Source organism: Candidatus Formimonas warabiya, assembly GCF_002777255.1.
Classification (GTDB): Bacteria; Bacillota; Dehalobacteriia; order Dehalobacteriales; family Dehalobacteriaceae; genus Formimonas; species Formimonas warabiya.
Genome location: NZ_CP017634.1, coordinates 2942829 through 2955655 on the forward strand (window position 1 = coordinate 2942829; position 12827 = coordinate 2955655).

General features: G+C 45.2%; 15 protein-coding genes. All 15 read right to left on the reverse strand.

Annotation, left to right across the window (positions count from 1 at the left end):
* Positions 1–2: 2 nt before the first annotated feature.
* A complete protein-coding gene (locus DCMF_RS13555; protein ID WP_148134909.1) occupies positions 3–683 on the reverse strand; it encodes a flagellar brake protein in 681 nt (226 codons plus the stop codon).
* Between the two features lie 11 nt (positions 684–694).
* Positions 695–1561, reverse strand: a complete 867-nt coding sequence (locus DCMF_RS13560) for a MinD/ParA family protein (protein WP_214659331.1) — start codon at positions 1559–1561, stop codon at positions 695–697.
* Entirely contained in the window at positions 1506–2651 is a 1146-nt protein-coding gene (gene flhF, locus DCMF_RS13565; protein ID WP_148134911.1) for a flagellar biosynthesis protein FlhF, read from the reverse strand. The genes DCMF_RS13560 and flhF overlap by 56 nt, the downstream gene beginning before the upstream one ends.
* Complete coding sequence (flhA, locus tag DCMF_RS13570; protein WP_257790961.1) at positions 2648–4717, reverse strand: flagellar biosynthesis protein FlhA; 2070 nt, start codon at positions 4715–4717, stop codon at positions 2648–2650. The genes flhF and flhA overlap by 4 nt, the downstream gene beginning before the upstream one ends.
* Positions 4718–4881: 164 nt before the next feature.
* Positions 4882–5952: a flagellar biosynthesis protein FlhB gene (flhB, locus tag DCMF_RS13575; protein WP_148134912.1), complete on the reverse strand. Its 1071-nt coding sequence runs from the start codon at positions 5950–5952 to the stop codon at positions 4882–4884.
* A complete protein-coding gene (fliR, locus tag DCMF_RS13580) occupies positions 5953–6717 on the reverse strand; it encodes a flagellar biosynthetic protein FliR (RefSeq protein WP_148134913.1) in 765 nt (254 codons plus the stop codon).
* A 12-nt stretch (positions 6718–6729) separates the two neighbouring features.
* Entirely contained in the window at positions 6730–6999 is a 270-nt protein-coding gene (gene fliQ, locus DCMF_RS13585; RefSeq protein WP_148134914.1) for a flagellar biosynthesis protein FliQ, read from the reverse strand.
* 49 nt (positions 7000–7048) lie between these two features.
* Positions 7049–7801, reverse strand: coding sequence for a flagellar type III secretion system pore protein FliP (fliP, locus tag DCMF_RS13590; RefSeq protein WP_236860271.1), 753 nt, complete (start codon positions 7799–7801; stop codon positions 7049–7051).
* Positions 7791–8180 carry a flagellar biosynthetic protein FliO gene (locus DCMF_RS13595; protein ID WP_148134916.1) on the reverse strand — a complete coding sequence of 130 codons (390 nt, stop codon included), beginning with the start codon at positions 8178–8180 and terminating at the stop codon, positions 7791–7793. Before DCMF_RS13595 ends, fliP begins: the two co-directional genes overlap by 11 nt.
* On the reverse strand, positions 8181–8567 hold the full coding sequence (gene fliN / locus DCMF_RS13600) for a flagellar motor switch protein FliN (RefSeq protein WP_148134917.1): 387 nt from the start codon (positions 8565–8567) through the stop codon (positions 8181–8183).
* A gap of 10 nt (positions 8568–8577) precedes the next feature.
* On the reverse strand, positions 8578–9054 hold the full coding sequence (locus DCMF_RS13605; RefSeq protein ID WP_214659332.1) for a flagellar basal body-associated FliL family protein: 477 nt from the start codon (positions 9052–9054) through the stop codon (positions 8578–8580).
* A gap of 7 nt (positions 9055–9061) precedes the next feature.
* Complete coding sequence (locus tag DCMF_RS13610) at positions 9062–9292, reverse strand: flagellar FlbD family protein (RefSeq protein WP_148134919.1); 231 nt, start codon at positions 9290–9292, stop codon at positions 9062–9064.
* Positions 9293–9334: 42 nt separating this feature from the next.
* Positions 9335–10159 (reverse strand): flagellar basal-body rod protein FlgF, encoded by an 825-nt coding sequence (gene flgF, locus DCMF_RS13615; RefSeq protein ID WP_148134920.1) that lies wholly within the window; start codon positions 10157–10159, stop codon positions 9335–9337.
* Positions 10160–10181: 22 nt separating this feature from the next.
* Complete coding sequence (locus DCMF_RS13620) at positions 10182–10595, reverse strand: flagellar hook capping FlgD N-terminal domain-containing protein (RefSeq protein WP_148134921.1); 414 nt, start codon at positions 10593–10595, stop codon at positions 10182–10184.
* A gap of 16 nt (positions 10596–10611) precedes the next feature.
* Positions 10612–12819 carry a flagellar hook-length control protein FliK gene (locus DCMF_RS13625; RefSeq protein ID WP_148134922.1) on the reverse strand — a complete coding sequence of 736 codons (2208 nt, stop codon included), beginning with the start codon at positions 12817–12819 and terminating at the stop codon, positions 10612–10614.
* Positions 12820–12827 lie beyond the last annotated feature (8 nt).

A 12827-nucleotide genomic window follows, 5' to 3' on the forward strand; every position in this document is an offset into this window, starting at 1 on the left:
GATTACTCTCCTGCTTTTTCAATTAATCTTCTGCGCGCTTGTATTTTAAAGAGATAACTAATCAGGTTGTCTTGAGCTTTACGGGAAATATTGACGAATTTCAGGCCGGAATAATAAATATACGTATCATCATAGCGCTGTTCTCTGTTCGTCCACATCACTTTTGTGAGAAATTTCTGGGGCTCCGCGCCCTCAAATTTAATCAATAATGTCAATTGCTGGCCATTTTTTAACGGTTCAAAGCTACTGATCTTCACACCGCTGCCACTGATATTCACGGTTTTCGCCTTAACCTTCTTTGGGAGGGTTTTTTCCTTACTCGTGGGGGATGGAGAAGGCATTTCCTCCCAACATTCCGCATCCAGGATGATACCCAGTCGAAACAAACTCCTGCGCTGGCCCACCCGGATATCCTTGGGCAGGGATATTTCGTAGAAGGGTATGGTTCCTGGGTGAGAACCCACCACTTGCGCATCGAATTCAAACTGTCCTTCTCCTGAGGCAAACCGGACATTGACTAAGGTACCCGGTGCAAGGACCAAAGGGCGACGGGCCAGGAGCGGAACATCAATATATAGACTGTTGTTATTTAATTGTTGCACGGCTGAAACGTAGAACTCCCGGTCCCCGTTCTTTTTTATTTCTATTTTCTGCTTCACACCAAGGCACTCATTTAGCTGCATCTTTCGGCCTCCTAGCCAAATAAATGAATTAATTTCTTAATCAATTTACTAACACCATCAACCTTTTCTTCCTTCACATTCAAAAGGGAAGAGGCAATCTCCCGAATATTTTGGGCGGCAGTGCTGTTGGGATAGGACAGCACAAAGGGTTGTTGATTTTTTACTGCTTTTGCCACGTATTGATCCTCATAAATACACCCTAAATGATTAATATTCACCTGAAGAAATTTTCCCGTCACCATATCCATTTTTCTTCTCGTCTGGTTGGCTTCTGAACTGCTTACCGCTCTATTCACAATCAAATGCACGGAGGAATGGATCTTAAAAACCGCCAGAATTTTAATCATACTGTACGCATCCGTTAAAGAAGTCGGTTCAGGAGTAGCCACCACGATCACTTCCTGGGCGGCAGCAATAAAGCCTAATACGCTTTTGGAAATACCGGCCCCCGTATCAATAAAGAAATAATCATATCCCTCCACATATTTGTTCAGGCTGTCGCTGATTCTTTCGATTTGATTTTGCTCCAGATGAGCGATATCTCGAAAGCCCGTGCCGCCGGGAATCAGCTTCACGTCAAAGGGTCCGTCTACCGCGATTTGGGCAATGGTTTTTTCGCCGGTGAAAACATCGTAGATACTGGAATCCGGGACCATGCCCAGCAAGACCTCTGTGTTTGCTAATCCAATATCCGCATCAAGGATGACTACTTTTTTACCCATTTTTCCTAACTGTACGGCCAGATTAACGACCACATTGGTCTTCCCCACCCCGCCTTTACCTGAGGTAACGGCAATCGTCCGCGGTCCTTTAATCACAGACTCAGATGTCTTGTAATGATACTGAGCCATGTCTCTTAATCTTTCTGCCTGGTCCATCACTCATCTCCCCCCCCAACACCATTCCTGCTAATTTTCCCGGGTGCATCAATTCAATATCATCAGGCACGTTTTGCCCGCTGGTAATATAATCAACCGGTATTTTCAGTTTTATCGTCAAATTCAAGATGCTCCCTAAACTGCTTGTTTCGTCGGTTTTGGTAAAAATGAAACGGGAGAATCTGAGCCGTGCGAAGTTCTCTACATTTTTGATCAAATCGCTCTCTTTTGTGGTACAGCTCAGGACCAAGAATACTTCTGCCTCAGGAATCTTGTCTAAAAAGCCTTTCAATACATTTAACTGCATGGCGTTCTTGTATGAACGCCCGGAGGTATCAATCAGAATCACATCTTTATCGCTATTCCGGTCTACTGCCTCCCTAAGTTCTGCCGGCGTCATCACTACCTCCACCGGAACCTCAATAATATCCCCATAGATCTTCAGCTGTTCCACTGCGCCAATACGATAGGTATCAATAGTAATAATGCCGATTTTTTTGTGGTGAAACAAAGCAAATTGGGCGCCCAGTTTGGCAATGGTCGTCGTCTTGCCTACTCCCGTCGGTCCAATAAAAGCAAAGATTCTTTTCCGGGGCCCGTCACGATAAATCTCGGTTAACAAAGAGTAAATCCTGGTGCGGATTTCCTCATAAATGGAGCTATCAATTTTCTCCTGGTCCTGAGACGAATCAACCTTGATCTCATGAAGCAATGCCGTAATTAGTTTGGCGTCAATCCCTGCTTCCAGAAGGCATTCCTCCCAGCGGGCCAAGTGGGCATCACTAAAACTGGTTTTCGCTCTGCCTTGTCCCAGGGAGAATTGTTTCAAGATCGTCTTGATTTCCGCCATTTCCCGTTTGATATCATCTTGTTTGGAGAAAATATCACTGGGACTGCGCTCGATTGCTCCCGTTCCTTTTTCCTTATCGATGGCTGCCGTAACCTCCCAGATCCTGGGTTTCATAAATCCGAGCCATCCTTTTTGCCTCACCTTTCTGGAACTGACAATCACCGCTTCCAAGCCTAAATCCTGTTTGATGATCCGGATGGCTTCGCTCATACTATCGACCAAATATTTCTTTATTTTCAACCCATCTTCACCACCCCAACAGATTCAATTTCTGTATCGGACACCAATTCACTGATGGACATAATATTCAGTTGCGGCAGATACTTCTCCACTAAACGCCTGAAAGGCAGTCTCACCTTAGCGGAGCATAAAAGCACCGGCTGCATACCTTGAAAGGATAATTGATCCCATATCGTGGTCAGCTGCCCAATGATGTTTTGGGCTTTTCCCGGTTCCAACACGGGATATCCCCCTTCTTGAACCATTTGGATGGAATCGGCAATTAATTGCTCCAGCTTTGGCTCCAAGGTAATCACAGAGATCTTGCCGTCCTGGTTGGCAAATAATTGGCAGATCGTCCTTCCTAAAGCAATTCTCACGTATTGGGTCAGGTAATCCGCATCCCGGCTGTTTCTTACCCCATCCGACAATGCTTCCAGGATCGTCACCAGGTCCCGGATAGGGATCCGCTCCCGCAACAAATTCTGCAGCACCCTTTGGATCTCTCCCAGAGACAAGGTATCCGGAATCAACTCTTCCACCACTGCCGGGTCGTTTTCCTTCACCATATCCAGTAATTCTTTTACATCCTGCCGCCCCAACAACTCATAGGCATGGGCTTTAATAAACTCCGTGAGATGCGTAATCATCACGGTGGCAGCATCTACCACGGTAAAGCCCTGAATTTCGGCGGGAATTTTTTGCTCGCTTTTGATCCAAAGGGCAGGCAAGCCAAAGGTAGGTTCCTTGGTGGGAATTCCTTCCATGCGGCGCCCGGTATTTTCGGCATCCATAGCCAAATAATAATTGGGCATAATCTCCCCCTGGGCCAGCCCCACTCCTTTGATCTTAAACACATACTTACTTGGATCCAATTGCAGATTGTCCCTGATGCGAATGGGACGGACATAAATTCCTAACTCCGAGGCACACTGCCGGCGTACGGTGGCCAGTCGTTGCAGCAAGTCTCCTCCCTGGCTGGTGTCCGTTAAAGCGACCAGCTTATAGCCAATTTCAATTTCCAGGGGATCCACTTTAAAAAGCTTTTGCACATTTTCCGGCTGTCTTTGTTCTTCCTGACTGGTTTGGATTTTTTCTCTCTCCATTCTCTTTTGGTCCTTCTGTTCTTCTTGACGGAGCACCCAAAAGAGAAAGAAGGTGCCTGCGGCCATACTTAAAAACAAGAACCTGGGTAAAGCCGGCACTAAACTGAGAATGAAAAGGATCCCGGATGCCAAAGCGATCACCTTGGGAAAGGTGAGGATTTGGCCGGAAAAATCACGTCCGAAACTCTGACCCGACTTGCTTCGGGTCACCATGATACCGGTTCCCGTCGAAATCAAAAGAGCGGGTATTTGGCTAACCAAACCGTCTCCAATCGTTAATATGGTATAAGTTTGGGCGGCCTCGGTGAGACTCATGCCCATGCTGGTCTGGCCGATGATTAAGCCGCCGATAATATTAATAAATGTAATAATTACGCCTGCAATGGCATCCCCTTTGATAAATTTGGTTGCCCCATCCATAGAGCCAAAAAAATCGGCTTCCTTTTGCAATTTGGCCCGCCGTTCTCTTGCCTGGTCTTCCGTGATTAACCCGGCATTAAAATCAGCGTCAATGGCCATTTGTTTCCCTGGCATAGCGTCCAGGGTAAACCTGGCCGCCACCTCCGCAACCCGGCTGGATCCGTTGGTGATTACCACAAATTGCACCACCATAATAATGATAAAAACAACCAGACCAACCACATAATTTCCGCCCACCACAAAATCTCCAAAAGCAGAGATCACTTTACCTGCGTAAGCCTGGGACAAAACGGCCCGGGTAGAAGAAATGTTTAAGGCTAAACGGTACAGGGTGGTGATCAGCAGCAAGGAAGGAAACACCGAAAACTGCAAAGGTTCCTCTGTAAACAGCGTGATCAGAAAAATAATCATGGCCGACGTCATGCTGAAAACTAATAAAATATCCAGCATAAAGGTGGGAAGAGGAATAATAATCATTAAAACAATGCCGATAATGAAACCAGCCACTAATAAATCATAATTCCCTTTTACGATTTCCAAGGTTGATGCTCTTGACGCCAATTTCTCCCCTCCCAAACATGAGTCAAAGGCCGAAAGTCTAAAGTCCAAAGTCAGAAATTATTTCACACTCCGGAACGATTCTGTCTAAGTTCCGAAAGCCAAAGATCTTTAGCGGCCTTTAAGACACTTAACTAACTTTCGACTTTAGACTTTTGACTCATCGTTCAAAAACGTTTTTTATGCTTATGATAAACAACAGCTAAAATTTCTGCCACAGCCTGGTAAAGTTCATCCGGAATCGAATCTCCGATCTCCGTATGACGGTAAAGGAATTGCGCTACAGGCTTATTTTCCATCACAGGTACTTGATTTTCCCGGGCAACCTGCTTTATTTTTTCCGCCAAAAGGTCCGCTCCCTTGGCCACAACTACCGGCGCCGGCATTTCCTTCCGCACGTATTTAATCGCTACGGCAAAGTGGGTCGGATTTGTGACCACCACGGTAGCTTTTGGTACTTCCTGCATCATGCGCCGCATAGCCAGCTGTCTCTGTCTTGCCTTCAATTTTGATTTGATTTCCGGATTCCCCTCGGTCTGCTTGTACTCTTCTTTTATTTCCTCCTTCGTCATGCGCAGGTTTTTACGAAATTCATAACGCTGGTACAGCAAGTCAAAGATGCCAATGATCAGATAGGCAATCACTACGGCCACTGCTATGGAAAATAAAATTTGTCTGCCTTCCTGGACAATGGTCGGTATCTCCAGATTACTAAGCCCGAAAACGGTGATGATCTTCCTTTTTACTACTATAATCACCACAAAAGAAATAACAGCAATTTTCGCCAGGCTTTTTGCCAAATCCACCAATGTCCGTCTGGAAAATATCCTCTGCAGACCCTGAATAAAATTCAACTTGTCCCAAGACGGTTTCAAAGGTTCAACGGTAAACATAAAACCAACCTGGGCTAGATTTGTAGCCAAAGCAATGACCACAGCGGTAAGAAAAACCGGCCACATCATTTGGAAATACAAGATTACGGCATGGAATAAAACGTTCGGCAATTCTTCGGTCTTTGTCAATAATTGGTGACCAAAAAACTCTCCGCTGTACGAATAAAAATTTTGGAAAAACTGATCCTGAAAGATATATATCATTAGAACCATGGCGAAAAGATTGAAAGCGCCATTAAAATCAATACTTTTCGCCGTCTGTCCTTTTTTTCTCGCTTCTTCCCGCCTGCGTGGAGTAGCCTCTTCAGTCCTTTCTCCAGCGGCGGACGATCGTTCGGGAGCCATTTAACCTCCCCCCAGCAGCAGCAGAATCTGGTTGTCCATGGTCTGAAACAAATTGCCGATGATCGTAGCTAATACCGGAAGCAGCAGGACCAATGTCAAAATTCCCACACCTATTTTGAGGGGAAAGCCGATCATCAAAACATTGAATTGGGGCACGGTTTTAGAAATCAGCCCTAAGGAAATATCACTGATAATTAAAACAACGACTACCGGTAAAGCCATACGCACCGCATAGGTAAACATAAGAAAATATGTTTTCATGAGATTTAAGATAACCTGTCCCGTGATTAAAAGGCCTCCGGGTGCCAGCAGGTCAAAACTTTTCGCCAATGCGGAAATCAATAAATGGTGAATATCAAGAGAAAAAAACAACAACACGCCTATCAGGTATAAAAACTGACCGACCAAAGTGTTTTGCGTCCCGTTTGCCGGATCCACAATCATGGCCATGGCGAAACCGATTTGGATATCCATCAATTGCCCGGCCATGCGCACAGCGGCAAAAATGGAACTGGCCGCCATCCCCAGGACCAATCCAGTCAGTGTTTCACTAACTACATAGCCGGCAAACTGCACCGCATTATCCGGGACGAGCACATTCCCGGTTTGAATTTGAGGAAGCAAAACCAGGGCAAGAATCAGGGCGGCACCTATTTTTACGTTATTGGGTATGTTCCTCAGAGAAAAAACCGGTGAGGCAACAAGAAATGAGGCAACCCTGATTAAGACTAAGATAAAGACAAGCCAAAGCGTTAAGTCGATCAAAAACCTTTCTCCTTACCATACATAATTGGCCAGCTGACTAAAAATGTTCCCCGTAAATGAAACCAGCATGTCCATCATCCAGGACGCCGTGATTAATAACGTAATAATTATAGCCACTATTTTGGGCACAAACGTCAAAGTTTGCTCTTGAATCTGCGTGGCCGCCTGCACCACACTTATCGCCACGCCCACCAAAAGGCCCACCAGCAAAGCCGGGGCGGAAAGCAATAAAATAAGCAACAAAGCTTCCCGGGCTATTTTTAATATCATTAACTGCTCCATTTTAACTTCCATCCCTTTTTCATGGTCTACCGAACAGTGCCAATTTTCTTTAAAAGCTCTCCACCAATGACTTCACCACTAGGTACCACCCGTCCACCATCACAAAAAGCAAAATTTTAAAGGGAAGAGAAATCATTACCGGCGGCAGCATAAACATACCCATGGACATCAAAATACTGGCCACAACCATATCAATGATCAAAAAGGGAACGAAAAGCAAGAACCCCATCTGAAAGGCTGTTTTTAGTTCACTAATGACAAATGCCGGCAGCACGACACGAAAAGGAACAGCGTCTTGATTCTGCGGCCTTTCCTCTTTGGCAATGCTCAAAAACAAAGCCAAGTCTTTTTCTCTGGTTTCTTTGAGCATAAATTTTTTAATGGGAAGAGAACCAGCTTCCACAGCCTCTTCCTGACTGATTTGTTCCGCCAGGTAAGGCTTGACGGCCTGATCGTTTACCTGCTGTAATACCGGATTCATAATAAATACCGTTAAAATTAAGGCCAATCCAATAATAATTTGGTTGGGCGGTATTTGCTGGGTGCCCAGAGCAGACCGCACAAAAGAGAGTACAATCACAATTCTGGTAAAACAGGTCATCATGATTAAGAAACCAGGAGCCAGGGACAAGAGCGTCAAAATGACCAGGAGCTTCACACTGTCCATTACTTCTTGGGGTTGATCGGCCTGCTGAATGTTTAAATCAACGTTCGGAAAGGGGATCGGTTCTCCATAAGCCGGTACCACCAAAGCAAAGAATACTAAAATGATCAGTAAAATTATTTTTGCCCTATTTGTCATTTTCCTTTTTACCTTTCCCCCCATGAAGCTTCTCCGTTACGGTTCGGGAAAAGCCGGACAATTTTGCGGTCAATAAAGATTCAAAATCCCCCATTCTTTCTGTGCAGGGCTCCTGAACAGGATCAAAATGGTCCAGCCTGTCGAGTAAAACCAGATGATTCTGCTGGCTTCCCATTAAATAAAAGTTCCCCTGTACTTCCACAATATAGACCGCAGTATTTTTATCCAAGGCCAGCCTGTCTACCAACCGGATGATCCGGTTTTGTCCACAACGTTGCTGAAAAGACCTCAAATTATAGCGCAGCATCAGTGAGACTAAAATTAAAACAATGGGAAGCGCGATCAGCATCTTTAAAAATGTCCACCAAATCTGGTCCATTTAACCTTCCTCTCTCAAATTGGCCTTTTTAATACAGTTTATAAAATTTAATCTCACCCCAAAAACGTCATTGATCACCAATACTTCTCCCTGGGCAATTTTATGTTCATTCACATAAATGTCTGTCATTTCCCCGGCCAGCTTGTCTAGTTCCAGCACCGCTCCTTCTTTTAATGCCAAAAGATCCCGTATCGTGATCGTTGTTCTTCCCATTTCAGCGGAAATAGTAAGTTTTAAATCCCTGAGCTTGGAAAGGGAACTGCTTTTCTCTGCTACGGCCACCTTCTGTAAAGGAGAAAACTGCACCTTCTTTACCTTTTTCACGGCGTCTTTTTTTCCCAAAAAGAACGAGGATAAATCTTCTTCCGTGCTTAATAAGTCATCCATAGCTCCTCCCCTATTGGATCAGAAATTCTTCAAAATAGACGGATTTGGCTTTTCCCGTGGTCAACTCACCATTAATTCTGTTCAGTAATTGCTCTTTTAACTTGGCCGTACCTTCCTCGGTATCCAAATCATCCACTGATTTACTGCGTAATACTTCAATAATGGCATCCTTTAATTTGTAGTTTTTATCGGTGATTTCCTTGATAATTTTCTTGTTCTCAGGATATTCAATCACAACCGTAGTACTTAGATAATGGTCCCGATCGGCCAAATTCACCTGCACTTCATCAAAACTAAGGCTGGTTGTTTTTTCCTCCTTCGCTTGATGGGGTATTTTTCCCGCTAACCCTAAAACATTGAATTTTAATACGCCGAAAGCGCCTACTCCCACGGCAAGCAGGAAAACAATCAATGCGATGATCACCAGTTTTTTCTTGCTCTTTTTCTTTTGGGGCTCCTCAGCATTGTTTTCATTGTCCACGATCATATTTCGGTTATCTCTCCTTAAAGAATCCTTGGTCTTCCGCATCCGGCAGCTCAGGGCCCCCGGCTATTAGTCTCTTATAGGTCAGGAACTTCCCAATAACTTCAGACATGGTTTCACAAACCAAAATCTTATTCCCATTCGTAAGCGTCAATACTGTTTCAGGTATCGTCTCTACGCGTTCCAAAAGGTCAGGATTGAGAGCCACCTTTCTTTTATCCATAGTGGTTATTTGAATCATTCTTCCTTCCTCCTCCCTAAACCTTTTTGTCAAACAAATTGATTATCGTTTCAAGTTGATGAGCTCTTCCAGCATGGTATCCGATGTGGTAATTACCCGGGCATTGGCCTGGTAGGCCCGCTGGGTGACAATCATATCGGAGAATTCTGTGGTTAAATCCACATTGGATGCTTCCAGCCTATGAGATAGCACGGTACCCCGGCCACCGTTTCCTGCAATATCAATTCCAAAGTCCGTATCGGATGCGTCCGGATCAACCCTTGTACTCGCAGACTTTGAGTACAGGTTTCCCCCTTCCCGGATCAGACTTTCCGGATTTAAAATATAGGCAACCCCTAAATTTACCCCTGAACCGGAAACTGCATTCCCCTCCTCATCTAATGCAGTAAGCAGGCCCGAACTATCCACCGTAACACTGGAAATGGTGTCGGTAATCTGAATGGTCGAGCCGTCATTGCTGAGGACCCGATAACCATTTCTATTTACCAAATACCCGTCGCTATCAAATTCAAAAGCGCCGTCCCGGGTATAGTACACACGACCATTAATATCTTGCACCACAAAAAAACCATTACCATTTATCGCCAAATCCAAATCCCGTTCCGTCGTTTGGGAAATCCCTTGAGAAAAATTCGAGGCAATTCCTGAGACAGTGCTGCCCACACCGACTTGGGAGGCATTTGCCCCTAAGCTGGTGTCGCTGCTTGTTGTGGCATTGCTGATGGTCTGACTCATCAAATCTTCAAAAGCCACTTTTTGAGATTTGAAACCTGGCGTATTGACATTGGCAATATTGTTGGCAATGACGTCCAATGCCGTCTGATTATTTTTCATGCCACTGACTCCAGAATACAAAGATCTAATCATAATAAAAACCCTCCTTAATTGATTAATCTTGGCTTTCACTCAATTTAATTTCCTGCACCTGACCTAACGCATATTCCACATTATTAATTTTAACCATGGGTCCCTCAGAAGAAAATCTTAAAGACTGGACTGTTCCCTCGATGGTATTTCCATCAGGATCCGTGACCGCTACTTCTTTCCCCAACATTTGGATTGCTTGAAATTGTTTTTCGGCATCATAAAAATAAGATAAACTGGTGCTTATTCCCTGTAATTGTTCCAAAATGGCAAAACTGGTCATTTGCCCGATCCACTCGCTGCTGTCCTGGGGATTGGAAGGATCTTGATACTGTAGTTGGGCAGCCAACAATTGCAAAAAAGCATTTTTATCTAACGCTGAACTGTTTACCATACTCGAATTTGATGAATCAATGGAAGACAAGCCCGTAATATACATTATGACACCCCCTTTCTCAAACTAAATAATTGATCGATAAATCAATAGATTTCTTTTCTTCGCCGGACCCTTGCCCCTGGATTTGCTGAACAGAACCGCCGCTCAGATTCCCCTTGCCCCTTTTGGGTGTCTGAAATCCGTTGTTTCCCCGGTCTGTTCCTCCGGTCTGGTTGGAAACAGCCACACTTAAAGCAGCAACATCAATATTCCTCTGGTACAAATTCTGCCTCAATGCTTCTACGCACTGTTCCAATGCCTTCGCTGCTTGAACGGTTTCTGCAAAAAACTCGGCGGATATTTTCCCTTTGGACCAATTGATCATAATTTTCAACTTTCCCAATGTCTCCGGTTCCAACTGCAATTCCAGCGTCCGGGACTTTTGGTTTGGAGACGTTCGCTCCAACATATGGATGATTTTATCGGGAAGTTTTTCTAAAGCGATCTTTTCCGGGGCCTGTGACGCAACAGGCATCACCTTTTCGGACGCAGGTCCCACCGTGTGATTACCGTCAATTTGGGCGATTTCTTTTGTTACGTTTTTACCTCCCTCCGGATCATGAAGGAGCCCCTGCTGCCTTTGACCGGACCCCAAGCCTGTTTCAACCGGCTCGAGCAGACTTTTTTCTTGTTGCGGACTGGTCAAAACCGGATCTGCTGTATCAGGCAGAATAGCATTAACTGGGGTATTCAGCCCCTGAAATTGCTCATTTCCTTCTTTTGATGGATTGATGTTCCCAGTCATCTTTTGGGTGGCTCCCGGGTCTTTCACTACCATTTGTTCCGCTCCATCCGGCAAAATAATATTTAATAGGGTGTTTGGCCCCTGAAATTGCTCATTTCCTTCTTTTGATGGATTGATGTTCCCAGTCATCTTTTGGGTGGCTCCCGGGTCTTTCACTACCATTTGTTCCGCTCCATCCGGCAAAATAATATTTAATAGGGTGTTTGGCCCCTGAAATTGCCGCTCCCCTTCTTTTGATGGATGGATGTTACCGGTCATCTCTTGGATGACTCCCGGGTCTTTCACAGCCACTTCCTCCGGTCCATCCGGCAAAATGGTATTTACTGGGGTATTCAGCCCCTGAAATTGCCGCTCCCCTTCTTTTGATGGATGGATGTTACCGGTCATCTCTTGGATGGCTCCCGGATCTTTTACAACCACTTGCTCCGGTCCATCCGGCAGAATGGTATTTACTGGGGTATTCGGCCCCTGAAATTGCCGCTCCCCTTCTTTTGATGGATGGATGTTACCGGTCATCTCTTGGATGGCTCCCGGATCTTTCACCGCCACTTGTTCCGGTCCATCCGGCAAAATGGCATTTAATTGCGTACTTTGTCCCTGAAATTGCTGATCCCCTTCTTTTGATGGATGGATGTTACCGGTCATCTCTTGGATGACTCCCGGGTCTTTCACAGCCACTTGCTCCGGTCCATCCGGCAAAATGGCATTTAATTGCCCATTTGACCTCTGAAAGAAGTCACTCCCTTGGGTTGGCTCAGTAATTTCCGGTGCCATTTCTTGGGTTACGCCATGATCGATAAGGACAATTTGTTCTCTACTTGTATTTCCCCAGAAAACCGGCATGCTTTCCTTTGCCTGAAGTCCTTGCCCAGGATCCCATCCAGTTTTTATAGGTTCCACCGGCTTTTGTTCCGGTTGCACATTCCATACGTCCTGAAATTTTGTCTCAGGCAGATTCCCCATTACCGCACCGATTCCCGGTGCTGTCTCTTTGGCTACATCAGAACCAGTTGAGAGCATTGGTGCCGTATCAATATTCTCCTGAATCACCAGAGTACTTTCCTGATTGATATTCTCCTGAATTGCCAAGGTATTTTCCTGGGATAATGGGGGCAGTTGCACTTCAGCAGGATGCTCCCCACTTAAAGGCATCTTAAGTAAAGACTCGGACATTCCTCCTCCAACTTCCGGCAGTACCCCATTGCCCCCAGTAAAATTGTTGGTATTTTCCCTTGCCGATAAAATTTGCCCTTGCCATCCCAGGGTTTCAGATAGCGGTGCTGCCGGAACAGAATCGTTATCCAAGGGGGAACTTGTTCCTTCGGATCCTTGTGCGGCTACTGTTTGGGCTAACATGACTGCATCAAACAAGGCAAAAAAATCTTCTGCATCAGGTTTTTCCGATTGTTTGGCGGTGCTGCTTTTTAATTTAATGCCCTCAGACGATCTGGAGCTCTGAATTGAACATTCACTTAGACCCATCTTGTCTC